The organism is Candidatus Manganitrophus noduliformans, assembly GCF_012184425.1.
Classification (GTDB): Bacteria; Nitrospirota; Nitrospiria; order SBBL01; family Manganitrophaceae; genus Manganitrophus; species Manganitrophus noduliformans.
Genome location: NZ_VTOW01000001.1, coordinates 787,720 through 811,360, shown reverse-complemented (window position 1 = coordinate 811,360; position 23,641 = coordinate 787,720). Strand labels below are relative to the sequence as shown.

At 54.4% G+C, this 23,641-nt stretch carries 28 protein-coding genes; all 28 read right to left on the bottom strand.

Annotated features, from left to right (window positions below; genetic code table 11):
* Positions 1-2: 2 nt before the first annotated feature.
* Positions 3-908, bottom strand: coding sequence for a hypothetical protein (locus tag MNODULE_RS04035; RefSeq protein ID WP_168058190.1), 906 nt, complete (start codon positions 906-908; stop codon positions 3-5).
* Between the two features lie 3 nt (positions 909-911).
* Positions 912-1,847 carry a hypothetical protein gene (locus MNODULE_RS04030; protein ID WP_168058189.1) on the bottom strand — a complete coding sequence of 312 codons (936 nt, stop codon included), beginning with the start codon at positions 1,845-1,847 and terminating at the stop codon, positions 912-914.
* Positions 1,847-2,332 carry a hypothetical protein gene (locus tag MNODULE_RS04025; RefSeq protein ID WP_168058188.1) on the bottom strand — a complete coding sequence of 162 codons (486 nt, stop codon included), beginning with the start codon at positions 2,330-2,332 and terminating at the stop codon, positions 1,847-1,849. Before MNODULE_RS04025 ends, MNODULE_RS04030 begins: the two co-directional genes overlap by 1 nt.
* Positions 2,333-2,449: 117 nt before the next feature.
* Complete coding sequence (locus tag MNODULE_RS04020; RefSeq protein ID WP_168058187.1) at positions 2,450-3,778, bottom strand: hypothetical protein; 1,329 nt, start codon at positions 3,776-3,778, stop codon at positions 2,450-2,452.
* Entirely contained in the window at positions 3,775-5,301 is a 1,527-nt protein-coding gene (locus tag MNODULE_RS04015; protein ID WP_168058186.1) for a hypothetical protein, read from the bottom strand. The genes MNODULE_RS04020 and MNODULE_RS04015 overlap by 4 nt, the downstream gene beginning before the upstream one ends.
* On the bottom strand, positions 5,298-5,840 hold the full coding sequence (locus tag MNODULE_RS04010) for a hypothetical protein (protein ID WP_168058185.1): 543 nt from the start codon (positions 5,838-5,840) through the stop codon (positions 5,298-5,300). The genes MNODULE_RS04015 and MNODULE_RS04010 overlap by 4 nt, the downstream gene beginning before the upstream one ends.
* A gap of 69 nt (positions 5,841-5,909) precedes the next feature.
* Positions 5,910-6,242, bottom strand: a complete 333-nt coding sequence (locus MNODULE_RS04005; protein WP_168058184.1) for a hypothetical protein — start codon at positions 6,240-6,242, stop codon at positions 5,910-5,912.
* 14 nt (positions 6,243-6,256) lie between these two features.
* Positions 6,257-6,748 carry a hypothetical protein gene (locus MNODULE_RS04000; protein ID WP_168058183.1) on the bottom strand — a complete coding sequence of 164 codons (492 nt, stop codon included), beginning with the start codon at positions 6,746-6,748 and terminating at the stop codon, positions 6,257-6,259.
* A 90-nt stretch (positions 6,749-6,838) separates the two neighbouring features.
* Positions 6,839-7,456, bottom strand: a complete 618-nt coding sequence (locus MNODULE_RS03995; protein ID WP_168058182.1) for a hypothetical protein — start codon at positions 7,454-7,456, stop codon at positions 6,839-6,841.
* A complete protein-coding gene (locus tag MNODULE_RS03990; RefSeq protein WP_168058181.1) occupies positions 7,457-7,906 on the bottom strand; it encodes a hypothetical protein in 450 nt (149 codons plus the stop codon).
* A 2-nt stretch (positions 7,907-7,908) separates the two neighbouring features.
* Positions 7,909-8,904: a hypothetical protein gene (locus tag MNODULE_RS03985; protein WP_168058180.1), complete on the bottom strand. Its 996-nt coding sequence runs from the start codon at positions 8,902-8,904 to the stop codon at positions 7,909-7,911.
* Positions 8,901-9,881, bottom strand: a complete 981-nt coding sequence (locus MNODULE_RS03980; protein ID WP_168058179.1) for a phage adaptor protein — start codon at positions 9,879-9,881, stop codon at positions 8,901-8,903. Before MNODULE_RS03980 ends, MNODULE_RS03985 begins: the two co-directional genes overlap by 4 nt.
* 10 nt (positions 9,882-9,891) lie before the next feature.
* The gene (locus tag MNODULE_RS03975; protein ID WP_168058178.1) at positions 9,892-10,329 is read right to left on the bottom strand and encodes a hypothetical protein; all 438 of its coding nucleotides are present in this window, start codon (positions 10,327-10,329) and stop codon (positions 9,892-9,894) included.
* A 48-nt stretch (positions 10,330-10,377) separates the two neighbouring features.
* Entirely contained in the window at positions 10,378-10,833 is a 456-nt protein-coding gene (locus tag MNODULE_RS03970; RefSeq protein WP_168058177.1) for a hypothetical protein, read from the bottom strand.
* Positions 10,834-10,890: 57 nt separating this feature from the next.
* Positions 10,891-11,325: a hypothetical protein gene (locus MNODULE_RS03965; protein WP_168058176.1), complete on the bottom strand. Its 435-nt coding sequence runs from the start codon at positions 11,323-11,325 to the stop codon at positions 10,891-10,893.
* 84 nt (positions 11,326-11,409) lie between these two features.
* Positions 11,410-12,339, bottom strand: a complete 930-nt coding sequence (locus MNODULE_RS03960; RefSeq protein ID WP_168058175.1) for a phage major capsid protein — start codon at positions 12,337-12,339, stop codon at positions 11,410-11,412.
* Between the two features lie 23 nt (positions 12,340-12,362).
* A complete protein-coding gene (locus MNODULE_RS03955) occupies positions 12,363-13,367 on the bottom strand; it encodes a hypothetical protein (RefSeq protein ID WP_168058174.1) in 1,005 nt (334 codons plus the stop codon).
* A 202-nt stretch (positions 13,368-13,569) separates the two neighbouring features.
* Positions 13,570-13,890, bottom strand: coding sequence for a hypothetical protein (locus MNODULE_RS03950; protein WP_202882106.1), 321 nt, complete (start codon positions 13,888-13,890; stop codon positions 13,570-13,572).
* Positions 13,891-13,904: 14 nt separating this feature from the next.
* Entirely contained in the window at positions 13,905-14,183 is a 279-nt protein-coding gene (locus MNODULE_RS03945; protein ID WP_168058173.1) for a hypothetical protein, read from the bottom strand.
* Positions 14,183-16,234 carry a portal protein gene (locus MNODULE_RS03940; RefSeq protein WP_168058172.1) on the bottom strand — a complete coding sequence of 684 codons (2,052 nt, stop codon included), beginning with the start codon at positions 16,232-16,234 and terminating at the stop codon, positions 14,183-14,185. The genes MNODULE_RS03945 and MNODULE_RS03940 overlap by 1 nt, the downstream gene beginning before the upstream one ends.
* A 1-nt stretch (position 16,235) precedes the next feature.
* On the bottom strand, positions 16,236-16,421 hold the full coding sequence (locus tag MNODULE_RS03935; protein ID WP_168058171.1) for a hypothetical protein: 186 nt from the start codon (positions 16,419-16,421) through the stop codon (positions 16,236-16,238).
* Positions 16,421-16,870 carry a hypothetical protein gene (locus MNODULE_RS03930; protein ID WP_168058170.1) on the bottom strand — a complete coding sequence of 150 codons (450 nt, stop codon included), beginning with the start codon at positions 16,868-16,870 and terminating at the stop codon, positions 16,421-16,423. The genes MNODULE_RS03935 and MNODULE_RS03930 overlap by 1 nt, the downstream gene beginning before the upstream one ends.
* A gap of 1 nt (position 16,871) precedes the next feature.
* Positions 16,872-17,063: a hypothetical protein gene (locus MNODULE_RS03925; protein WP_168058169.1), complete on the bottom strand. Its 192-nt coding sequence runs from the start codon at positions 17,061-17,063 to the stop codon at positions 16,872-16,874.
* Positions 17,060-18,217 (bottom strand): hypothetical protein, encoded by a 1,158-nt coding sequence (locus MNODULE_RS03920; protein ID WP_168058168.1) that lies wholly within the window; start codon positions 18,215-18,217, stop codon positions 17,060-17,062. Before MNODULE_RS03920 ends, MNODULE_RS03925 begins: the two co-directional genes overlap by 4 nt.
* 709 nt (positions 18,218-18,926) lie before the next feature.
* Positions 18,927-20,651: an autotransporter outer membrane beta-barrel domain-containing protein gene (locus tag MNODULE_RS03915; RefSeq protein ID WP_168058167.1), complete on the bottom strand. Its 1,725-nt coding sequence runs from the start codon at positions 20,649-20,651 to the stop codon at positions 18,927-18,929.
* Between the two features lie 107 nt (positions 20,652-20,758).
* Entirely contained in the window at positions 20,759-20,977 is a 219-nt protein-coding gene (locus MNODULE_RS03910) for a hypothetical protein (protein ID WP_168058166.1), read from the bottom strand.
* A 676-nt stretch (positions 20,978-21,653) separates the two neighbouring features.
* Positions 21,654-23,390, bottom strand: coding sequence for a terminase large subunit (locus MNODULE_RS03905; RefSeq protein ID WP_168058165.1), 1,737 nt, complete (start codon positions 23,388-23,390; stop codon positions 21,654-21,656).
* Positions 23,390-23,638, bottom strand: coding sequence for a hypothetical protein (locus tag MNODULE_RS03900; protein WP_168058164.1), 249 nt, complete (start codon positions 23,636-23,638; stop codon positions 23,390-23,392). The genes MNODULE_RS03905 and MNODULE_RS03900 overlap by 1 nt, the downstream gene beginning before the upstream one ends.
* Positions 23,639-23,641: the final 3 nt, after the last annotated feature.

The window sequence follows — 23,641 nt, the reverse complement described above, 5'->3', positions numbered from 1 at the left end:
TCCTATTGTGATCCCGCATATCCCAAGATTCCACCGATCACGGCACCGCCGGCCGCTCCCCACGGACCCAGCACAGACCCGGCCTGTGCCCCCACCAACGCACCACCGAGGATCGACCCCGCCGGATTCGGCTTGTAATATGGTGTGGTATGTGCCTGCTGCGCCCCCACCATCGAACGAAGCGCGTTCCCAAAAACCTCCTCAGCCCGGATTCTGTTCGCGGTGTACTCCATTTGCGCCCGGTAAGCATCATCGAGCTTTGTTTGCTCGTATTCACGCTGATAGATTCCGGCCCGGCGAACGGCTTCCGCATCGTAAACGTCTTGAATCGCGTAATCCTTTCCAGGATAAAGCGTGTCATGCTGATGCCTTCGTTCAACCCCATAATTGTCGGCATAGGCGCGGTCGACCAGCCGGTCCCGATATTTCTGAGAAGTTCCGGAGGTTAATTCTTCCGCCAGGTTGTCCGGCGCCGGATCTCCCATCAAATAAAGGGAGCCTCCCACTTTCGAGCGAATATCGTCTTCAAAGGCATCGTCCGACTTCTGATTGATATCGGTAAGGACTTCCTGAAACTCGGATCTGGATCCATCCAGGTAATCCCCACCGATCACATCGGTGACGAGCGCCTTTGCCTTTGTGACCGTGGTATTTCCGTTTCTTCCGCGGGTGTTTAGCTTTGCAATCCCTTCGGCCTCTTCAACCGCTTGAGCGACGATGATCTTGGCGAAGTTCGTAAAGACAGAAACACCGCCAAGAAAAACGCTCTCATAGTAATCGCTGACCTCTCTTGAAGCATCGAGGTATAAATTCAAAATTCCGGGAACGGAATAAGGGTTTGCCGTATCTTCAAGAAATGCAGGCCATTTCTCGACAGTGACCGTGCTTTGTCCCTTTGATCCACCCATGATTTACCCCACCTGGTAGCTTGGAACGGCCGACCCGGGAGAATAAGAGGGCGTCGGCCCACTTGACGGGCTTCCGGCTTGACCCGTCGAAGGACTTCCGAACCCGCCGTTTCCGTAGATCGATCCAGCCAAGCTCATTCCGGCCAGAGCGATTCCGGCAATCTCCCCAAACTTACTCGGATAGAAAAGTTGCTCCGTCCGGGTGACGTATGACCCCATCACGGTCCGAATAGCGTTACCCAGCACTTCCAGCCGGGTGATCTCCATGTCAATTTCGGCCATCGATCGCTTGTAGGCGTCCTCCCTCGCTCCCTGGGAATACTCCCGCTTGTAGAGTCCCACCTGACGAAGCATCTCCGCGTCTTTAATATCCTGGGTGCCGTACTCGATTCCGAGCCCGAGCGCCGCCTGCTGAATCGCCCGCTCCGCGAAATAATTCTGACCGTAAATCTCGTAGGCGATTTGAACCAGCCGCTTCATGACCTTCTCGGCTTCTTTCGCCTGCATCACATGATGACCGGAAGAACCGAACCCGCCGTTGAGATTGGCAATCGAATGAATCCTGGGAAGGATCTCTTCCTCCCACTCCTGAATCACTTCTTCTTTTCGCCGCGTCCAAAGCGCATCCAGCTTCGGATTATTGGTAAGGTTCAGACCGTCGAATGTGTTTCGAAGCACGGTTTCGCCGGCAGAGATGATCGGGCTTCCATCTCTGGATCGTGTTGCCAGCCGGGAGATGCCTTCCAGCTCGTTCGCGTCTTGAAGCGCGTAGGTCTGTGCCGGGATGGTAAACAGGGGAGGGCGAAACTGCGGCTTTGTCGTCGTTGTCGAATAATTGACCAAATCGCGCATGGCCTTGAGGTATTCTGAAACCTCCGGCTCAAACCCAACAAATAGATTCGTCACCTGCTGTGAAGATCCGGACCCGGAAGATCCCATTAAAGCGACTTCCTCCAAATCGTGTAGGTGCGGGTGAAGCCCATTTTCTCGATGACTTCGCCCCACTCCCGCGTGGCGGAAAAGGTAATCTGCTTGGCGCCCATCTTTTTAAACTCTCGCTCGATGTAATCGGCCCCCATCTGGAAAACGTTCGTCTTCCTAAACTCGGGAGCGATGTACGCCTGCCAGATGTGACAAGATTGCGGTTCATACCGGATCAGCAGATAACCGACGAAGGTCCGCGCGGGATTCGTCAACCGGCCAACGTAGAGGTGGGCAGTGCCGAAAAGAAGCGCATGAGCGACGGAATAGGCGTCGTACTCGCCGGCGGACGCCGCCGCCAGCTCTTCGACAAATGGCTTGATCTCACTCCAAATCGCATCGAATTTATCCTTCGGGAACGTCACCGCGAGCTCGATGTGAAGCTGGGGAGATTCAGGCGGAACAACTTCCGCCATTCTGATCATACCGACCTGGTTTTCCATTTCTCATTCTCCAAAATAAAAAAGGCCCCCTGAAAGCAGATAAACCGCTTCCAAGGGGCCTTTGTGAGGGTGCCCTTTTTTCTAGATTATGGCAGGACGCAAGGCGATGGACAACATTTAAAAGGGTGATCCACCATCAATCCTGAACCTTTGGCCGCCCGCATAAAAGATTATGTTTCGATCCCCCGCTCCGGCATCTTCAATCAAAACAGACCCATCCTCAGCCGCTCCGGCTGCCGGAAGGCTTCCGGTTGCTACCACAGGAATGTGTAACTTATTCTGTATTTTTACTCGCCCGGTAGTTTTCTCGATTTCTAACCGGAGACCGATAGCCGTCTCGTTAAGCTCAAGGTTTCCGTCAGAATCAATTGTCCATCCATACCTTGCCGGGTTAGAAACTGCGCTTGACCTTTCAATGCGAAGGCCGGACGCCTCATCACCGCCATTGGCAATGAGGTGCATCGTTGCGCCAGGAGCCGGAGCGGAATCCGGACCGAGGCGAAAAAAGGCATGACCGACCCCTAACGGGTTCGGAACGATCCTAAGCACTTCGACGGAATCTCCAGACCCGGCCAATGCCATTTCAAACCGGGCGTCTGTCGTTGCAGCGCCCTGCCAGGCAAATCCGTAATATCCCTGCTGCGCGCCAGAAGCATAGTGAGTCACCACGCTCCCAACATCCAGCGCCGCGGCGTCTATGTTCTCAAACCTCAGTACGCCTGGACGGGTCGCGCCCGAACTCTTAAAATCGATATTGAAGTACCGTGATTGCGTACCGATGACATAGAACCCATAGGGCGAGTTATGAAGGTCTAAGATTTTTCCGGTCGCCGTAACATCTGTCGTCGTATAATTCACTCCTCTCGGAACGACGACAAGCGCATTTGCGCCTGCGGCTGAAACCGCCGTATTAACGTAAGTCGCATTGTTTCCTGCTGTCTCTGCCGATGAAGCCCCGAACCAGTTTGCAAAAACAAGTTCTTGTCTCCCGCTTCCAAACGTCACATCTCCAGCCGAAAACCCGGAAAACACCTGCTTAAGCGGGGCCTCGAACGGGGCGTTGAAGGTGAGCGTACAACCGGTAGATTTCGTGATCTTGCCGGACCCAGTAACCTCCACTGTCAACGTAGATGGAAAGGTAATCGCCGTCGAACAAGCCTGATTCGACGGAATAAGCAATGTCTTTGTCGCCGATCCAATGTCGGTCACCGCCGCCGCAAGCGAAGCATACTTCTCCACGTTCACCGTGTCGGTATAAGGGGTGACCAGCTTTCCAGTCAGAAGATCAAACGTGTCATCGAAGAAATCCCGAAGCTCCTGCCCCCACGTTCCCCGGCTACAGTTCGTCGGATTCGTCGCACTGCAGGGGGTCGGAAAGACCGCCGCGCCCACCGTGGAGGCAACCAGCAGAAGACCAATCAGAGTTAAAGTTTTTAATCGTCTCATCGGATCTCCTCCTCATTTGAATATAAAAGCTCGTACCCTTCAAGCTCCCATGGACTATCCATTTGATCACTGTAAAACCGAATCCGCATCCACTTTCCGCGCGCGGTGATATCCGCCTGTTCATCGATGCCGGCCGCAAACGGTTTCGGAATCGACCATTTCAGAGGCTTCGAAAGCGAATCCCTTACCCCGATCTGAATCATCAACGGCTCAGTCGTTCCGCTTTGCTCTTTCAAATAAACGGCTACGGAATGAGTGACCTTTGAGACAAACGCGGAATCCCCTTCCATGTCGCCCGACTCGATATAGCCGGTAATCGGCTCCCCGTTGTCGTTGAAACCCTCATCGAATTTGAGGATCTGGCCGTGGATATTCCCGACCACGGTGTAGGGAAGAAGATTGACGTCATTGGCCCCACCAAACGCCCCCTCTCCAAATCCGCCGCCGCCGAACGCGCCACCGTAATTCGGATCTTGCCGGGAGTCATTCACGCAGAGAAAGTTGCAGCTCAACGGTGTCCATTTTTTCAATTCGAGGTGGTAGAGATAAATCGTATCCGGCTCAGTGGCATTCTTCGACGGCACGGCAAAGCCGATCTCCTGGGTTTCAGGAAGCACGAACCCGAACGCCGTATTGATCACACCAACTTCTTTGTTCAAGTTGTTAAAGCAAAGCGGCCGAATATCGAAGCCGAACGGAACCGGCGCACCCGATCCCATCATGTAAAAATCGTCCGGGCCCATGATGTAATCGATCCCCTTCCAGGATACGAGCGCTTTCGGCGCCAGCAGCCCCAGGCCGGGAACAATGATTTCAGGCCGGTAGTCCAGGGGGAACTCAACCGGATCCAGCGCCCAAATGTTTCTCTCGGTGTAAATGATGGTCCGCTTTCCGCGATGGGTCGCCGCCTTCGGGATCTCGATCGCGTCCGACTTCCCGTTGGGATCGAGCAGGTCATGACGGCCTCCCTTCCCGGTTTTGTCGATCGTGAAGATTTCCGGCTTTCCGATCTGAGACCACTTCACCCGAGCCGGATAAGCGTTCCCCCCATCGGTGATATTTCCGACGATCAACCGGTTGTTCGAAACGGTCATCATTCCGAATTTCTCAGGCGCGCCGGTCATAGCCTGCAACGGCGCCGCATAATTCGGCCACTTCCAGCGAGAAAACCCGTTCGAGACGATCAACATCCCCCCGATCAATTCGAAATGCCACACGTAGGACGTTCCGGTCGGCGCCGGCGTCGGCGTGATCTCTACATGCTCTGTGAACCCGCCTGTGTAAGAAAATATCTTGTTGTCGCATGCTACAACCGTTCTGACCACGCCGTCATGGCCCTTGAAGGTTTTCATCGCCCGGATCGACAAGGCCGCAGGAACGGTCGTAAGGAGGGTTTTTCCAGGTGTTTTGTAAACGCTTCCAGGCCGGAAACGCACATTCCGCCCGCGCGACCAGACCACCTTGCTCGCCGAACTGTTCGAGACAATGCCTGTATCGACCCTTTTGACGGCGATTCTCTTCATCGTTCCTTCGTTATCATCGTGACCTGCTTTGCGTATTTGTAGCCCATGGCCGTCACAACTCGCATTTCCAGTAGGTGATATTCTCCGTCGAAAGAAGAAAAAACTCCGACATGGAGATGAACTTGGGTGTCGGCAAGGCCGTCCCCTTTGATCACCGTCGCCGTGGCGTCAGATCCGTCGGCTTCCTTTGTTGCCAAGGTAGAGTGGGAGACAATGGAATCGCCGGGTTCGAGCTCGTCGGCGAAATTGTTTCCGATCGAATATTCTTCGCTGGGTTGCTTCTCGAATCTGTCTTGATCGACTGGATTTCTTCGAATATAAAGAATAAGTTCTTGCTCTAAAACGTTATCAAGGGTGGTATGAATCTTCGTTTCTATTTTGTGAGCCTGACCGAGCACCCCATCCCTCAAAACGACTTTGATGTTTTGCCCGGATAACTCCTCGCTGGAAATAACCTCCGCCTTCGTATCAACACCGGTCTCCACATTGATGCAGGTAACAACGGTATCCTCTTCAATGATTTCCTCATCGGGAACCATGTCGGAAGAAAACCGGAAGTAGATCGGGAATTCCTCATATGGAAGCTTCGAGATGTCATCCAGTCTCACTCAAAAGTCCTCACGTTGGGGAGGTGGCCGTCGGAACACCTTTTTCCGCTTGATCGATCTAAAAACACGAAGCGCCAAAGAGCTTGTATAAAACCGGATGATCCGCCAAGAGTACGGGAGCGGCTTTTCAATACCCTGGTAAATCGTCCATGAATAAGAAAGCGCCTTCTCTAGAGTGGCGATGACATGCCAGGAGTACGGAAGCGTTTTCTCGACGCTCTGATAAACCGTCCAGGAATAAGGGAGCGTTTTTTCTACCGCGCCGCCGACATCCCAACTGTAGGGAAGCTGTTTTTCGACTGAAAATTCACCGTCAAGTAAAAGAAGGCTCAATCTTTACCCTCCAATTAAGGACCAGTATCCCAATACGCGCTCAAGCTGCCGGAGTCGTTCGCAGGCACAGCCCCCGCGGTAACTGTTCGCCTTACCCATATCCGGCGAGTCGCCCCAGGAGCGATGTTCCCCAGCGCAATCCCAGCCGGCTTTGTAAGCGGCGTACTGAACGTTACCGCGGTCGGTGCGGTCGATTCATTGACCACGCTCTGAGTCCCGGTCGAATCGTAAGCCAGCGCCACGGTCGTGTGAACCGAAACCGTCTCTTGCGAGATGTAAACCCCGGCCGCAACCATCGTCTCGCTGCCGTGATTGTTTTTGATGTCGATCGCTCGATATTCGGTATCCCCCGCCGCTCCCTCAGCCGAAGACACCGCATCGAAAAGGGAATGAAGCGAGGTGCCGACCTGGGTGTTCGAGGTGACCCCACCGAGAGAAAGATTCGGATCGGCGTTGGCCGCCCCCCCTGTGAGGAAGTACAGTAAATCGCTCGGTGTAATCGCCATGTCTCACTCCAAATAAAAAGGCCCCTTGATTCCGGATCTCTCGGTCTCAAGGGGCCTTGGTGGGGGTGCCCTTTTTATCGGTCTATCGAATTACTCGTTTACGATGTCGAACGGGTCTCCATTCGCCGGAATGCCGGTAAACGATGAACTCACATTGAAAAACTTGGTCGCGCCGATATAACTCAAAATCCGCGCGTGTTGCCCAGCCAACGCAGAAGGTGGTTTAAATTTCACATACCCTCGCCAGAAGTTGTCGGTTCCCTCCGTCCGGTCACTCTTAAACGCGAGCGCCGTGTTTCCAGCGTCGGCGACCACCGTTCCGGTCGGAAACTGCTGGACCGATTTCACGTTGTTCGAAGCATCGTATTGAAGCGGTCCAACCTTCGCATAAACATCAACGAGGGGGTTCACCTCCGGATAGATCGTTCTAACCAGCGGCTCCCACTCGGAAGGACTGGTTTGATCTTTGATCTCAACCACAACCCGATCCCCGTTCATCTCAGCGGCCGAAAGAATGATCTTCACGTCGATTGACCCGGCCGGCTCCACGGTCGGGAGGTTTGTCAGGTTCGTTCGCGCGCCGCCGTCCGTTGACACCTTGAAATCCCCCGCCGCGATCGTCGGGTTCGCCTTAAACTGGCCGGGATTGTTCGAGTCTTCCAACTGGACGATGAAGGTGAAGGTCTGATTTTTTTTAGGTTGAGGCATCTATTTATCTCCAGTGAAAATACGATACTTGTCTTCAATAAACCGATCCCAATCGCCGTGATAGGTAAACTTCGCTGCAATGGGAAGACGCGCATTTATTTTCTCGCCACGGAATAACCTCGCGTTCTGATCCGTCACCATTTCCCCCATCATCTTCGCTGAATCCGCCACAGACGATTTCACCCAATCCGGCGCTTCCATCAGGCCAAGATATGCCGGAGAGAGAACCGCAGCCCTCAGCGCGAAAAAAGTATTGATCTTTTCCTTGCTTGGGTTGGGGCCGAGCGCTGGATTAATTTCTTCAAATCCCCTTCGTTCGAGAGAAAGCGTTTGCAGCCGATCACGATTCAACGTCTTCAGCATGGAAAAATAATTCGTATAATATCCAGGAAAGTTCTGTTCTTCTTCGGTCCTGAATTCGATTTTTGGAGTCGCGTTAAGGTCTTCCATGATTATTCCCTCCCTGGGATTCTCTCTTTAATTCGATCAAGCATAAGATACACAGTTACCGCAATAGGATCGGGCTGATAAACCGATACGATAGATCGAAGGCCCACGGTCGGGATGTTTGTCGTGTGCGTTGCAACCAAAACACCCCCCTTGTAATAATTTACTTCTGTGGGGGTTGGAGCCACCTCGTAATCATCCCATTCACCTTCAAATGCAGATCCCAAGTCGGTGGTCGTTTCCGTGGCAGCGCCGTTTTTTGTCACCGCAAAAACATTCCCAGTCGTTGCCCGCCGAAAGAAACACCCTTTCGCCGCCCCGCCGGAATCAAGCGCTCCGCTCGCCGGGTCTGCCGTATCGGATAATCCCCAGTATTTATTCCCACCGCTTGCACCGGTGACGGGGGCAACCCTGCACGACATCCTTCTTCCGGAGGCGGGAATATATGGGGCAGCGTTCTGAAAAGCGCTTTTCGTGACCCACAGAGAACCTGAAGTCGAACCAACCGACTGAAAAATCCATATACCCCCCGCTGCGGTCGCTGACCGTGACAAGTCAAGCGTTCCGTTGACATTGCAAAAATATCCGAAGCTGTCGATGGAATTGAGAGAGACCGGATGATGGAAATCATTTTTCATCACCGTAACATCGGCCGAAAATCCATCAAAACTTGCCGATATTGCAAGATACCGATCCCCTGTCTGATCCCGGATGACTTGGTAGATACCGCCTACAAGTAGATCTCGAGGGGCCAGCGCAACAATATACGCACCCTGAATCTTCATTAAATTCTTGGCGCCGGTTCCGTTGGCGTTTAACGTCGAGGCTCCGGTATTTGTCGCATGAATTCTCAGGTAGCCGACAAAATCGGACGCCAGGACATGCGCCGGGACAAAGGTCGCGGTGTAGGCGTTCGCACTCCCCCCGGTTGTTACAAAATTCGCCGAGTTATCGAAAAGCTTCTTCAAAAGACTGTGCGCCGGACGACTTTCCTGCATCATCGCTGTCTCCCTCCGATCGGCACCGGCGAGGCCGCCGTGTCAATCGCTGAATTTCGCTTCAACTGATCACCTTTGATCCAATTGATCACCCCGCGCCATTCCGCGCGCCGCTCCCCGGCCTTTTGCGCGTTGATCATGTTCCCATGCCGTTGCTTCTCGTAGGCCCGGTAGATCACCCCCGGAAAGAGCCGACGATGGTAAATCGCCGGGATCTCCGGCGACGCATTCAACTTTGTGTGCGTCAGGCTGGTTAAAGGAAGACGAGAGACTTTCAATGTCACCGTGTCGGCCGCTTCCGGAATCGGCACGATTCGAACGGCACCAGTGGCAGAAACCCAATGCCGAGGCGGTCCCTCCGACGCTTCCCAATTCGGCCAGCACATATCAAGAATGTCTTCGGTTTGCTTCGAAATAGGATGGGTCAGAAGGGCCGGCTTCACCCGCTGCACCTGGATCACCCTGGGATCAAGCGAGTACCAGACCACCCCGGGAAGAAGGTAGATTTGACAAAGAGAGGTTCCCCCGGCCATATCGGTGACCGTCGCCGTCATCCCGGAAATCGAGACGGTCACCGCGAAGCCGTTGGGATTCGCACCCGTTCCAGCCTTCGCTTTGATCGTCACAGTCGCCCCGCTCGCTTCGGCCGTGTAATCCGGGCTGGAAGTATGCGCGTTGATGTTCGCCGCCAGCGCCGCTGCAGTAACCGACAAGCTGGTATCGTAGGCCACCGCCCCGGAAGTGATCGTGATCCCGTTGACCTTCACATGGGCGATGGACCCGCCGGCGGCCGCCAAGGTGATCGCCCCGGAAGATAGAACTTCCCCGACCGTTCGAGAATCGGTGATTAGCTCCGCCTCCCGGCACAACTCCTCGATCGCTTCGTTGAGGTATCCGACCATTTCCTCATCGGACCAGGTGGATTGCTCCGCGTCATCGATCTTTCCCCGGCATTCACCGACGATTTCAGAAAGCAGCATCGACGCTCCTTTAGGCGGCCTTCATTGCCTCTAAGGCGATATCACGCTCTCCGGGCTCCAATTTAAACCCGGTCAACCGCTCAATCGATTCCACCCGAGGCATGGCCTCCCGCTGCGGGGTCTTCTTGGTATAATCCTTTTTCGGATCAAGTTTTCCGATCGCTTCGACAATCGCCTTGATTCGATTCGGATCGACGGTCATCGTATTAAGCTCGTCTTCTGGAGAGAGCTTCACGCTATCACCCGGCTGAAAATCAGACGGATCGATAACGATTGCATTCTCCTGACTCGGAGGCTGCAACCCAACAGGAGACACCGAAACCTGACCAGGCACGTAAACCTCCATGTCTTCCCGCTCTGCCAAGATGGGATTCCAAATATAGAGATCTTCGACCGGAATGATCGGCCGCGGATCACTCTTTTTCTTAAGATAAGTTGCTTCCGCCATACCACCCTCCTATTCAGGCGGGGAGCGCGAAGCCCCCCGCCCATTTGACTAGATGAGATACACGATGGTAACTCTTGCCTTTCCTGTGGTCGCCGCCCCACCGGTTTGGGTGTAATTTGCAAGATACTCGGTGTCGGCGGCAAGCGCCGCGATATTCTTCGCAACCCTTTGAAGCGTTGCAGACGCTTCGTTGACATCCCCCTCGGCCACCAGCTCATTCGCGGTCCCGGCTTTGCCAACAACCAAGACGTTCGTGGTCCCGGCGTTGAAGACCGTGATAACATTGACGATCGTCTCGATGATGATCGCGCCCTTGGGAATGACCCCCAAGGACACGTCGAACGGAGAGGCGACGTTGAAATTAATCTCTCCGGTCACCGCCTTGACCACTTTCTCCCCGGTTAAGAGGTTGAACTTATTCAGTTCAGCCGCATCCGGGGTCAACTCCACCCCGCGAATCAGGGGCTTCTCCAAATCTATTTCATGGGTTACACGTCCTGACATGGGATTCTCCTTTTCTGAATTGGGTTAACTGTTCACTCCTCCCGCATCAAAAACGGATCAACCGACCCGGGTGTAGAGCGCCGAGACCAGGACTTTTCCGACCGTGATTGGGCCAGAGGTCACCGTCACCGTCAGATCAATCGTGTCGTCCGCGCTGTAAAGCTTCCCGTCATCTGTCACGAATTGATCTGTTCCACCGAGACCCTTTGTTCGAGTGCCGGCAGCCGCCGCAAGGTCAATCTGATTGTCGAACCCGTTCGGGTCCGCGCCGTCTCCGACGTCGGCCGTGGTGACCTTATCGGAGGCGGTCACGATCTTGGTCGTAACGTTGTGGACAAGAAACCCGTCCTTAACCTTGAGACACTGAAGAACGTCCCCGGTCGCCACTCCGGCAAGGTCGATCTCTTTTTCGATGACACCATACCGGTCTTTCCCATCCCAGGGCTGTGCCGCCGATACGGAAGCCCCGCCAGTCTTATCGAGTGTTGCCATTTTGGTATCTCCTTTTCCTCTGATGGTCCCCGCCCCATGAACGAGGCGGGGACACGTTTTTAATCAGCTCTCACGCAGTCGGGACTATCCCTTCTTCGCGTAGAAATGGCCCAGGGCTTCCGGTTTGACCACCTTGTAGCCGTAGACTTTCAGGCCTCGAACGAGCTGCCCGAAGGTCGATTCCACTTTCAAGGTGTCCATCTCAGTCATCTGAGCCGCGAAGGTGGTCGCCAGTTTGTGCCCGAAGAGGATGTTGTAGCAGGTCGATCCACCATCGGAGGCGGTGCTCAGGTTGTTCGAGAGGTAAACCGTGAAGCGGTCGACCATGCCGACCTTACCGTTTCGCATCGGAGAGATGGTGTCCCCGGTCAGAGAAGCATCCCGGATATCGGACTTCTTGAGCATTCCGATCGCCCAGGCCGGAAGAATGACAAACCGACCCTGCTCAGGGATATTCTGCTCATCGAGCACGGTCCCCATGTCGACCAAATAATCGACGATGTTGACCTTGGTGAGGGTGACAGGAGATCCGGTGGCGCCCAGGTTAAAGCTCGCGGACTTTCTCCCGGCCGTTAACCCCTTGTTCGACGCATGGACGTCGACATAGATGTTTCCGAGCACATCGGTATCGACCACGATTTTCATCTGCTCGGAAGCGTCTTCCGCCCACCGATCCATCAGAGGGATATCGCTCTGATACTTGTCCACGTTGTCGATGACAATGGCGAAATACTGCCCCTTGTCGATCAGCAGGGAGAGCGCCGGGCTCTCAGGCCGCTCGGTCTGGAGAATCTGACCCTTCTTATAGGGCCGGATGGTCATGTTGGGAATGGTCCGGATGTTTACGGTATCCCCATGCTTTTTGATCTCGCCTTCGTAATCGGTGTTGCTGATATCGGCGAGAACGCAGGCGTCGTAGAACTTCACAACGAGCTTTCCGGACCAAATCTCCGGGATAAATTTACTCGTCCCTGTGGGAGAGTAGTTGGGCATTCCTGTCGCTGCTGGAAACATCTTTTATTCCTCCTCATCGGTTGTCACCCGACGATTCGGCCCTCCTTAGAAGCAAGCGCGATATCTGCATCTTTCGCAGCACGTTCCTTTTCCCTGGTTCGCCATAAACCGCGCCGCACCTCGTCATAGAAGATCCGAATCTGATCTTGGGTGTAAGTTGGCTTCGTTTGACCTGTCGGTTGTGTGTTCGGACGAGACGGACCCGGGTCGATCAACGACTCAACCTGCGGATTCAAAGCGGGTGCAGCCGGTGGAGCCGCATAAACGGCATATCCCGGCCACCCTTTAACGATCCGCGCGGCCCGTTGTGCGTCCAATGCGGAGTAGGCGTCTTCCAGCAACGCTTGGTAGGTTTTCCCGGCATACGGTTCAAAGGAACCAAGCCAGGTGAGAAATTCAGGATGACCGTCCCCATTTCCAGTTCCGTTCAACTGATCGAATTTGGGAACCTCTTTCCGGAGATCCTCAAAAAATCGTTGGCCAGCCGACTTGACCTGACGTGTCTCGACGGTATTGACCCGCTCCGCGATCGGAGCGAATTCCTGCCGGATCTTCGCGGCCTTCTCTTCGGATTTCGACTCGATTAAGGCGAGCAAGCCGTCGGCGAGCTCATCCCCAAACTCATCTCGAACCTTCTTGAGAACGTCGCTATCACCTGTTTTTCCCTGAACCTGATTGGAAGGGGGCTGGTTTTGCAGCGCGGAAATTTGCGCCTGGGCTGCGGCCAAAAGAGCGCGTACCTCCCTTAACTCCGCGTGAAGCCTTGGCACCTCAGCGTTATACTTCCCCTGCAACACCTCGAATTTCTGTTTGTGGTCTTCACCTGCTGGTCCGGTCGGAAGTCCCCCAGCCTGTGGCGCCTGGGGAGCCGCGGGCGCGGTATTCCCTGGAACATGAGGCGGTGCCGGCGGTGTCGCCGTCGGGGTTTCGACCTGGGCCGGTTGAGGATCAGCCGGCTTTTGATAGGCCTCTCGGTGAGCCTGTATTGCCCTCTCTTCCTGTGCTCTTACTGCTGCTGGTATCGCCATGGATCTCTCCTTTGTGCGAGCGCCGAAGCGTCTTCGCGTGACAGAGCCGCCGATGAAGCGGTGTTCTGTGCGTTTGTAATTGCCGAGCCGTTCCGGTCTTCGGCCAAAATAAAAAAGCCCCTTGGAAGCCGATTTCTCGGTGTTTCCAAGGGGCCGTTGTGTGGGTACCCTGTTAAATTATCGAATTACTGTAATGCGATAATTACCTGATTAACGTATAGCCTTCCTCAAAAGCTTTTGCCGGAGAATACGAATGATAGCCATCCTCGTAAACCACGAAATAACCACCGATCTGAGGATTGTGTTTCTGAATAAATTCATCAGGCACAACAAAAGAGGCATAACCACTTTCTTCCGGCGTAATTCTGTTTCCCTCAACTGAACGGATTTTCAACGCCCATACCTTCTTATGGCATTGATACCTTGGCATCCCCATGGCACCAACGCCACCCAATGGGTTCACAAATGGACCATTTCCAACAATCTGAGACTTCACAGAAGAGCCTTTTTCAAGAGAACCCATGTAATATCCCTCCGTTAGTAAACACTCGGAACAACGCGCGGAGCATGCTTCTCCGGCTGTCCTTCCAAAGCTTTCAAAATCGTTTCCGCCTTGTCGATATAATTAATCATCTCTTCAAGCGTTTGCGCTGCGCCCTGACTCTGCAAAAGGAGCTCGCCCTTCGCCCGACGATTCAACTCGTCCGTCAACCGAAGGCTTTCTTTCAGCCAGGTAATCAAGTTGGGTGCAATCCTGGGGTCGGCTTTTAAGGTCGCCATCGCCCGCAAAACGCTTTGTGACGGTTCCATCAACATCACTTCCCTCCCGCCGCTACAACCTGGGTCTCTTTCCCGCCTGCCGGCTGTCCAGCCGGATTCAACTTCTGCTGCTTTTTATCGCCCCCAGGCCCAGGACCGACCGGAGCAACCGCCGTTGTCATCGCCGGACCTTCCGGAACAACTTTGTCGACCTCGACGCCATCAAGCGCCTTGATCGACTCTTTCAAAAGCTCCTTGCGGCCGTCCGGCCCCATGAGCGCGAAGTCGATCGGGTTGTTCGTTTTCTCGAGCGTTTCGTTGACCCGAAGCGTCCGCTGTTCTTTCGCCATCAGAGAAGACACCCCGCGGGCAACCACCCGAGCATCCCCCTTCATCGACTGATCCAGATCGAACCGCATGTTGAATTCATAAACTCGCTCAATCGTCGGAGAAATCAGATCCATGTCAATGGAGCCGACCAGATCCTTAATCCCGCGCGCCGCCGCCGTCATCAGCATTGAAAGCCCCGAGGCGGTGTTCCCCGCGCCCTCGATATTTGGGTCACCATGAGCGTACCGCGGAATGCCTGTTTCTTCGTCCGCCTGACGCTCATACTTGTCGCAAACTTCGATCAAATCCCGCGCGATCAAACGCGGCTGGTAAAAGTTGACCGCCTTGCCTTCTTTCATCACGGTGCTTGTGACTTTGAAGGTCCGCCATGGCCAGATCACCTCGCCGTTCTCGCCGGGAGCCAACCGGTCAATATCAATCTCCGTCAGGGGCCCGCTCGCCATCGCCACGTTCTGAACCAGAGCGCGGGAAGCGGCATTGATCGCCTCCTGGGAATCGGCCATGACTTCGGGAACACCCTTCCCCCACCAAGAACCGTCGATCTTCTCGTAGGAGGTGACCGAATAGGGGTGACTTCCTGTTTGATCCGGATTGACCACCGCCTTGATCACATGGCCGCCGATCATCCAGGCGTTTATTTCGTATTCCAGAATCGGGTCCGGGATAAACTTCTCCGGAACGCCATGCTCTAAAAGCAGCCGCCCCTGACACGATCCCCAAAATTCCAGCGCTTCGATCTTAGTCGAAGACCATTCAGACGATGAATCACGATTCTCCTGCATCGCCCGATCGGAGTCGGGAACCAACCACTCTTTGAGGCCGCCTTTTCCGAACTCTTCGAGGACGATCCGGATTTCCGCCTCGTTGTAGCCGGGAACGCCGATTAAAGCGACGATATCCTTCCGGCTCATCCGGTGCCGCTGGAAGAAATAACCGTCGTTCGGCCCGGTCGAATCGCCTTCCGGATATGCGTCAAGCGGGTGGACCCGCTCGAATTCGAGCACCAACTCTTCGGACGATTGATACTTCCATCCGTCCGGACCGGCGACCCACTTTTTGACCTTCCGCCGGCGAATGATCGGCCCTTTTAGAATCCCGGCCGGAAACTTGATGACGTCGCCGATTACCGCGTCAAACGCCTTCTGCCACTTTCCTTCCACCAATTGATCGGCGATCTTATCGGACATGCGCTTGAGCGCTTCCTTGGCTTTCTCGGTCAGCGCCCTTCGAATGACATCCTTGATCTCGGCCGCTTTCTCCTCGATCATGCCGATGACCATCGAAACATCGACCGGGGAGCCCGTCTCTGCAGCAGCCATCGCCGCGTTTTGAATGATCTGCTCTTTAAGCCCCTGCCGAATCTCCTCCTCAACTTCCGGGGGCATCTCGGGAACCGGTGTTGGCTCCAAGGACCAGGGACGATCCCCGGCCGGCTTGAGGATGTCGGAAACCCAGGCTTTCGCCGCCCGACACTTCGCAGCCGTGAGCATGGCGTAGATTTCAGGCCCCCGGATCGAACGAATCGCCGCCAGCTTATCGGGCTCATACTGCCCGTTTACTTGACGCATGTTCTTTAGAATCTGCGTCTCGATCGGCTGTTTCGCCCGTTTTGCCTCTTCCCATAAACCGTAGAGGTATCCGGACAGCCCGGTCAACTGAGGCCGCGCCGAGAGCAGCGCCGCAGTATTCGCCGAGGCCTGCTCTTCGGCAGCCAGCTCGTTATTGGTTTTGACTACAAGGAGCCCACGTCCGGCCACTTTACCCCTGCTTTTTCACCGCTGCCGCCGCATCGACCACGGCTTGACCACCGATGTAAATCATGATGAGGTTCACGACCGTATCGACCGAATCGGCCGGGATAAACTCCAATTGCGAATTCATCGCCACGATCACCGAGGTCAAAACCGTCGCCCACAGCTTCCGGCTTTTGAGTTTTTCGGCCATCAGAAACTCACCACAGCAGAAAGCGTCGTCATCCCGCCGCGCACCGCTCGATTATTGGCGAGGTCGTACCCGATAAATGTCTTCGCCATTCCACCGAAGAGGGAGAGCGGGGAGATCCCCACGGCGCCGCCGAACTTGGCATCTCCGCCGTCGTCGTAAGTGCCGGAGAGAATCGCGCACAGAGAAAGCGCGTCGATGCTGAACGTGTCGGCCACGTTGATTCCGTAGGCGTATCCTGTGCAGACGCCGCCGCCGACGAAGGCCCGACCCCCGGAGCGCCCGACAAACTGAACGTCGGAGGTTTTGGTAAACGATTCACCGACGGAGATTTTCAGCCCGCCGAGAGAGAAATCAGCTGCATGAGCATGAAAAACCGGGAGCAAGAGAAACGCTCCGAAGAGAAAGAGCATGGCGGTGAACATCGAAAACTGCTTTTTGAAATCATTCATTTTATTGACCCTCCTTTAGTTGTTTTACTTCGGCTTCCAAGTGCGTGATTCTCATTTCTAAAATCGTGATCTTGTCCAACACATCGACCGTATCGAGACGGTGCGCCGCCACTTGGCTTACAACAGCACTGAGGGTCAATCCAAGGATTAGAATGGCAAACGACTTCTCTAAGCTCCCCCAATCGCGCTTCATTGAATCGGGCTCCGAGTTGCTCCGCTTCTTGGGGCCGTGATTACGCTTCGTGAGACACCAGAGCGGGGAGAGGTGATCACTGAGCGGCTCCCTCCTTCCTCTGAAGCAGACAAGGCAAATCCGTTTGAGTTACATGAATTATCCGAATCGCAAACATAGAGATAGTCACCAGCCAACGCGCCGAGATCGCCCTGATTCGTCACGATAGTCACCTCTGTGTCGGACCAGGCCGTAGGACGCTGAATCTCGCAATGCGTCCGCGCAGCCCATGTGGAAGCATTGCAAATTTCAACTCTGGCACGGGTATTATCAAAATATATGTCATCAACATACACTCGCCCCTTCGCTCCCGCAGGGTCGTCGTTCGTAAAGTAGGAGCCAAAATGCCATTGATTCCATGTACGATCCTGTGTTCGCATTTTCTGAGTTGTGGAGCAGGCTTCTTCTACAAATGATGGTGTGCCTAAATAAGACCTGTAGGTCCAGTAACAAAACGTGCCATTTGCAACATCGACATCGCTTTGGACCAAATACACCTCCAGCCTAACCCAAGTCCCATCTATGTCGGAAATGTTTGTCGAGCCGTAAAGTGTTGCATTTCCAGGAGCGGGATCATCTTGGATACTGTTTCTAATCCCACCATCAGTATCAGAAGGGCTTCCAAACCCTGTATACATTTCAGGGTATGTACCGTTGGAACCGTACTGAATCCAAGGCTTGTTTTGCCGTCTCCAATTCACTGAGGTTTTCTCGTGCCTCCACCAAAAGGTGAAGTACACTGTGGTAGCTGTTGAATTGAAATATTCCAGCGATGAATTGTATGTCCCATCTGTTTCAAAATCATGAAGACTCGATAGCACTGAAACGCCGCGAGAGATCGTGTTTGAATATCTTGGAACTTGAGTGCCACCGCCGACAAAATCATCCCACGCTGTACCCACTACAGGGTTATTTGGTTTTATATTCGAGCCATTAGTGCCGCTCTCGAAATCATCGTAGAGTAGCGGCGGCGCCGTGGCCTTTGTCCCAAAGCCGCTCCCCGAAATCGTAACGCTAGCACCGTGCGACCAGCCTCCAGAAGTAGATGAGATGGACGGCTGTGCCATCACGCTCTGAGCGAACAGCAAGATCGCCATTAAAAGAAAAACAATCATTGTGGTGCCACCGCTATCGCGATATGAGATACCCGCGACCCGCCTGTCCAGGACCATGACATTGTGGTCGTTGCCGCGCCGGGTTCTGTGCTGGAGCCATCCCTCACATCCCCAACGGACCCCTGATATCGTTCCGTTTGATCTGCGCCTACAGTAAGAGCCTCAGTAACTGACTGTCGATTTACCAGATCGAAAACCAAACCGCCTGATTGCGAGGTCACATTTGTAGATATGGATGTTGCACTAGCCGTTGTGTCGGAAGTGGATTGATGATCTTGAATAGGGGTCGTTTGGTGTGCGCCAGAAATCACATACACAACGACGTGACCGCCGCCATCGATTGCAGCGCTCCATGTCACCACCACGTCCGCCGTACCCCCAGGATTGATTGCATAGTAGGAGGTTGCGGCAACGAATCCAGCGCCAGGGGCCTCAGTCCTAATATGCGTGATTCCAGCCCCGTTATACGTGACTGACGATATCGTCTGCCCGCCGTTATTGCGCCATCCGGCCAATACGAGGATAAGATCGCCAGCGCCGGCGTTAACGCTCGATACTGTAATTGAGGTGCCCGTACCTGTGTTGCTGTACACGGCCACGTAAGATGCGCCGCCGCCCGCCGCCGGAAGACTCCCGGCCCCGAGCAAAAGCATGTCGGCCCGCGCGATGCAGCCGATCGAGAGAAGCGCTATGAGGATGAAAAGATTTTTCATTTGTAGGTGATAATCCATTTAATTTCGTTTGCCGCGACTTCCGCGACATCGGAATCCGCCGCCCCGGTGACCGTCCAGCAGGTCAACGCGGTCGAGAAGGCAATACCGGCCGGCCCAAAGTTCGTCGTAAATCCGGACCCGGCCGTGTTCCCCGGAATGGCCAGCCCGAGAAAGACGGTCGATGTTCCCGGGGTCGTATTGGCCGCCGTCAGATTCGCACATCGGATATAGCGCGCCGCGGCATTCGTGTTCGTCGCCGTGATCGAGAAGAGCCGGCCAGCCGTGGCCTTAATTTCCGTCTCATCCTCAGTCGTTCCGGCGGAGGTTTTGTAATTGACCGAGGCCCCGGTTTGATCGTCATCGATCAATTGGAGCGCGGTGATCATGGTTGATTGGTTTGCGGAGGTAGACGCCCCAGTCGGAAGCGCGGAGGAAACGATATCAACCTGCATTTCCGTACCGGAAACCGCCCCGGCCACGGTCGCAAGATGGGTGACCATCGTGTCGGAGTTGAAATCCTGGGTCCACAAAGCGCCTTCGGCGGTCGATCGCGGATTTGTCCAATCCCCTTCAACCTCGGTCAGAGCTGAAAGAGCATCGTCCCGTTCCATAACGAAGGTCGCGCCGGTCGGATCGGCCGGAGCCACCCCATTGACGGTATACTCGGTGCCACCCCCGCCCCCGGTCACCCGGAGAGCCCCGTTGGCATCCACTTGAAGGCCGGTCACATCGCCATCCGTCCCCGCAAGAGAGGCCGCAGAATCCTTTCGAACAACCAGCGCGAACGTCCCGGTCGCCGTCGCAGAAGCAACATCATCGATGTTGTACTGAGTACCCCCGCCTCCCCCGGTCACATGCAGAGCCCCGGTCGAATTGACACGAAGCTGAACGTAATCGCCTTCAACGGGTGTTAAGGCTGAAAGAGAATCGTCTCGAATCGCCAGGATCGCCACACCTGTATCGGTCCCGCCGGAAGCGCCGTCAACCGCTTTTCCGAGGTTTGTTGCCCCCGTTCCCGGAACAATCGAGGCTACATCCACATCCCCGATATTGTTATTTCCGGCCGCAATTGAAGCGATATCAACGTCGCCGATGTTGTTGTTACCGGCTGGAATGGCCGGCAAACGAGTCACATCGACGTCAAGCCCGTTGGTCGCATCCCCACCGATCAAGGCACCCGCGGCCGTCAGAACGGTCGCCTGAGCGCCATTTCTAAGAAACCAGGCGTTAACCGCATCGCCGTCAGCGCTTACCGAGGTCGGCGCCGCGGCCGAGGCGAAACCACCAACAAGGACAGGATCAATCCCGGAGGCCGAAGCATCATGGTCCGTGTTTCCAGTCACATAAACGCCATCGATCGTCGGCGTCAGAGGATTAGACCAGGCCACCCAAAGAGCTCCCCTGGAATCCACCCGGCAGCCGATCGCATCGTCTTCCACCGGAGTCAACGTAGCAAGGGCGTCGTCGCGCCGACACATCGCCAGCGTTCCGGTCGGGGTCGATCCGAGCGCGGAATCTTCGGCGAATTGCGTTCCCCCGCCCGCGCCGGTCACCGCAGCGTTGATCGACCCATCCGGATTGATCACCAGCGTCGGCCCTTTGTCGTCAGTGTCCCCGCCGACGATGCCGAAATAACCCCGCGCTTCTCGTTCCGGCGACTGGGAGAGCGCCTGAATTGGAATCAGCGCCAGGAGTAGCGCCAGAAACAAGATTTTCCGCATTGATGCCTCCGAAAAAGAAAAAGGCCCCTGAACGCTGTTCTGTTCAGAGGCCTTTTGTGAGGGTGCTCTTTAATTAAATTTTATCTGCTGCAATCTCTTCGAGGATTTTATTTTGGTTTCGATTTTACATGGGCATCGGGCTCACCTCCCCAGGGTTCATCTATTTCCTGTTTAACACCCGTAATCTTACCCTGCCGCGCGGCGATGCGCAACTGCCTTGCTCTTTTGGGATCTTTTGCCACTTCTTCGAGGAATTGAAGAACGACCCCGATCAGCCTTTTCGGATCTTCGCAGTAAGCGCCAGAATACGAAACGGTGAAGGTCACTCTACACCCCTTTTAAAGTCCACGAAGCACCTGAGGATTCTCATCCGACTCAAGTAAAAACCTTTTCTTGAATACCTGATATAGCTCTTCGAGCGTCATCGAAATATGGGACTCATAAAATTTTACTGTGATCATGTGATCCCATGGAATAATTTTGTCTTCTTCCATCAATACCCCTTCCGGCTACACTTCCCGGCGTGTCGCTTGCCGCACTTCGCGCATGTTTTTGACATGATAGCTCTCCTCGATTTTCTAGATTTAAGACAATCTTCATCTTCGTTATGAGCTTCTACCAAACACCCACAACGACATCTTTCCTCCCTGCGCCGAGAAAACTCCTTTTCGATCCGATCCCGTTCGCCAATCATCCCGTACCTCAAGCGGGCCGGACACCTGCGGAGTATCCGGCCCCTCATCGTCGGGGATTACTGAATCATTGCGCCGCTTCGCCCTGATTCACCCCATCTCGTCGCGGGGGTATACGTTCAATCCTTAAACTTTCCAGATCTTCAAGCTTCGCTGAGACATCCATAAGCAGACGCTTTTGTCGCTCATCCTCTTTGGTTTTGCACGACAAACAAAGGCCATACGTTAAATTCGAAACCATCTCCTCGCATTGTAAACAAATGCCGATGCTCGGGCCTTTTTCGTTTAAAGAAGGCATGTCAACCTCACTCTACGTAAACGCTCCCGGCGGCGGCGGAGTCCTCACCGATTGCACCGCGCCACCTGCAGGAACCATCGTTTGAGCCATCGAGGGGAGCGGAAGCACCGTCCGAACGTATTGTGCGATGGCAATCGACATACAGCGGTCGTCGTTCAATCCTTCCTGGGCCCCCATCGTTCCATCGTCTTTCAACACGAAACTCAGCATCTCCCCGAACGTCTCGGCGCACTGAATTCCATGCCTACCTTCTCGCAGTATAGTTACCAGAAAGTCGATGCACAAGTGTTTTGTTGCCTTTCCTGTCAACCACCCGTATCTCTTCCTGGGCTTACCAGGCGGCTCCGGAATCAGTTCGACATAAATCTGAGGGTATCGAAGATCGACCAGCTTCTTAACGGTTGTATAACCGTGATTGTTGCGCTCCGGCGCGATCCATGCGGTACAATAGCGGACCCCCAGCCAGTAGAGAATGTTGCCAAAAAGATCCGGATCGACCCGGCCGTGCCATTGCGCAACCTGCTTTCCGGTGAGATGGTCAACCACATCGGCAGAAGAAAAATCCCCATGAATCAATCCTTCCGCGACGTCAGCACCGATGACGTATCGCCGGCCCGGGATCGGCTCTTCCCAAACGCGCAGCATCCCGTCCGGCTTCGTGATCCATTGGCCGGTTGAAACCAGACAATCGTATCGCGCGATCGGCTTCGGCGCAGCCTTCTTAAGCGCATTGATCTTGATCGAGTCGAATATCGTTCGACCGGTCGCCAAGAACGCTTCTTCCGGCGTTGAAGGATACTCTTGCCAGAAGATCATCTCCGGCGTCTTTCCTAAATTCTCCCCGGTCGGATTACATTTGTTGGCGATCGTATATCGGCGCCAGTAAAGCTGATCATTATCGACCCCATGAAGCTTCGCGTATTCGACCTCTTCTTTCGTTCGAACGAAATCGGCCGGCGCCTTCATCCGGTATTCCGGGAAGATGAACCAGGGGAAGAAGACGGAGGTATAAACATCGTTCGGATCGGCGTCTTCGTTGATCTCGAATTTTAGGACCGGCTTGCCATTCTCGAGAACCGCATAATACCGGTAGCGCGCCGTCAAATAGCGATGATGGAAAGCGCCGCCGATGCCATAGGCGGTCGACTCGTAATAAATCTCGGTGTCCAAATCGTCCGGAACGGCCTGCAGCGCCGAGGTTAACAGATTGACCTGGGTGTGCGCCGGCCACTTTGACACCTCGGAAAGATGCAGATAGTGAATCCCTTGGCCGGACCCGAAGTGCTCCTTCTCCGCGGTGCCGACGCGAAACGCTGAATCCAGCCCATCGAATTGAAGCAGCCCCTTGTTGTTGTACTTCTCGGGAGGCTGAAAGAGTGGATCGACATGATCGTGAAACCGCTTCGTCATGTTGAAAAGCGTTTCGGTCGCTTCCGGTTCATGGGTCACCGTCGCAGCATACCGGTTTTCTCGAAGGGAGACTTTCCAGTAAAACCGCCCCTCGACATACGTCGACACTCCTTCGCGGCGGGCTTTTAGGACCACCACACGAACCAGGCGCCCCGCAGCGATGATTTCATTGACGATCCGATCGAGAAGGTCTTGGGCGACGTTAAACTTGAAGGAAATGAGCTTTCCCTTCTTCGTTTGAACCTTAAGACACTTCACCGCGTAGGTTCGGAAGACCGTAAAAAGCTCCCGCTCGATTTCTTCGGGGGTCGGCTCGGATTCTTTGACTTGAACGGTCATTAAGCAGCCACCCTTTTCATTTCTTCTTTCAGCCGTTGAAGCCGCTTGGCACAATACTCGGTCCCAAGAATGAACCGCCTTTCATGGCATCCAGACGAAAGACTTTTTCTTAAACGCTGAATAATTTTACGGTCAACTTTCTCAGCCTTCACATATGCCACCGCAAGATGCTCAAAACACGCAACCCGAACGACATACGAAAAGCAGGTTTCAGACGCATACTGATAAAGCTCGATGTTGCACTTCATCAA

Excerpts from the sequence above, each read along its gene's own strand:
- MNODULE_RS04035 (WP_168058190.1), bottom strand. The coding sequence starts at position 908 with ATGGGTGGATCAAAGGGACAAAGCACGGTCACTGTCGAGAAATGGCCT.
- MNODULE_RS04030 (WP_168058189.1), bottom strand. The coding sequence starts at position 1,847 with ATGGGATCTTCCGGGTCCGGATCTTCACAGCAGGTGACGAATCTATTT.
- MNODULE_RS04025 (WP_168058188.1), bottom strand. The coding sequence starts at position 2,332 with ATGGAAAACCAGGTCGGTATGATCAGAATGGCGGAAGTTGTTCCGCCT.
- MNODULE_RS04020 (WP_168058187.1), bottom strand. The coding sequence starts at position 3,778 with ATGAGACGATTAAAAACTTTAACTCTGATTGGTCTTCTGCTGGTTGCC.
- MNODULE_RS04015 (WP_168058186.1), bottom strand. The coding sequence starts at position 5,301 with ATGAAGAGAATCGCCGTCAAAAGGGTCGATACAGGCATTGTCTCGAAC.
- MNODULE_RS04010 (WP_168058185.1), bottom strand. The coding sequence starts at position 5,840 with ATGGTTCCCGATGAGGAAATCATTGAAGAGGATACCGTTGTTACCTGC.
- MNODULE_RS04000 (WP_168058183.1), bottom strand. The coding sequence starts at position 6,748 with ATGGCGATTACACCGAGCGATTTACTGTACTTCCTCACAGGGGGGGCG.
- MNODULE_RS03995 (WP_168058182.1), bottom strand. The coding sequence starts at position 7,456 with ATGCCTCAACCTAAAAAAAATCAGACCTTCACCTTCATCGTCCAGTTG.
- MNODULE_RS03990 (WP_168058181.1), bottom strand. The coding sequence starts at position 7,906 with ATGGAAGACCTTAACGCGACTCCAAAAATCGAATTCAGGACCGAAGAA.
- MNODULE_RS03985 (WP_168058180.1), bottom strand. The coding sequence starts at position 8,904 with ATGATGCAGGAAAGTCGTCCGGCGCACAGTCTTTTGAAGAAGCTTTTC.
- MNODULE_RS03980 (WP_168058179.1), bottom strand. The coding sequence starts at position 9,881 with ATGCTGCTTTCTGAAATCGTCGGTGAATGCCGGGGAAAGATCGATGAC.
- MNODULE_RS03975 (WP_168058178.1), bottom strand. The coding sequence starts at position 10,329 with ATGGCGGAAGCAACTTATCTTAAGAAAAAGAGTGATCCGCGGCCGATC.
- MNODULE_RS03970 (WP_168058177.1), bottom strand. The coding sequence starts at position 10,833 with ATGTCAGGACGTGTAACCCATGAAATAGATTTGGAGAAGCCCCTGATT.
- MNODULE_RS03965 (WP_168058176.1), bottom strand. The coding sequence starts at position 11,325 with ATGGCAACACTCGATAAGACTGGCGGGGCTTCCGTATCGGCGGCACAG.
- MNODULE_RS03960 (WP_168058175.1), bottom strand. The coding sequence starts at position 12,339 with ATGTTTCCAGCAGCGACAGGAATGCCCAACTACTCTCCCACAGGGACG.
- MNODULE_RS03955 (WP_168058174.1), bottom strand. The coding sequence starts at position 13,367 with ATGGCGATACCAGCAGCAGTAAGAGCACAGGAAGAGAGGGCAATACAG.
- MNODULE_RS03950 (WP_202882106.1), bottom strand. The coding sequence starts at position 13,890 with ATGGGTTCTCTTGAAAAAGGCTCTTCTGTGAAGTCTCAGATTGTTGGA.
- MNODULE_RS03945 (WP_168058173.1), bottom strand. The coding sequence starts at position 14,183 with ATGTTGATGGAACCGTCACAAAGCGTTTTGCGGGCGATGGCGACCTTA.
- MNODULE_RS03935 (WP_168058171.1), bottom strand. The coding sequence starts at position 16,421 with ATGGCCGAAAAACTCAAAAGCCGGAAGCTGTGGGCGACGGTTTTGACC.
- MNODULE_RS03930 (WP_168058170.1), bottom strand. The coding sequence starts at position 16,870 with ATGAATGATTTCAAAAAGCAGTTTTCGATGTTCACCGCCATGCTCTTT.
- MNODULE_RS03925 (WP_168058169.1), bottom strand. The coding sequence starts at position 17,063 with ATGAAGCGCGATTGGGGGAGCTTAGAGAAGTCGTTTGCCATTCTAATC.
- MNODULE_RS03920 (WP_168058168.1), bottom strand. The coding sequence starts at position 18,217 with ATGATTGTTTTTCTTTTAATGGCGATCTTGCTGTTCGCTCAGAGCGTG.
- MNODULE_RS03915 (WP_168058167.1), bottom strand. The coding sequence starts at position 20,651 with ATGCGGAAAATCTTGTTTCTGGCGCTACTCCTGGCGCTGATTCCAATT.
- MNODULE_RS03905 (WP_168058165.1), bottom strand. The coding sequence starts at position 23,390 with ATGACCGTTCAAGTCAAAGAATCCGAGCCGACCCCCGAAGAAATCGAG.
- MNODULE_RS03900 (WP_168058164.1), bottom strand. The coding sequence starts at position 23,638 with ATGAAGTGCAACATCGAGCTTTATCAGTATGCGTCTGAAACCTGCTTT.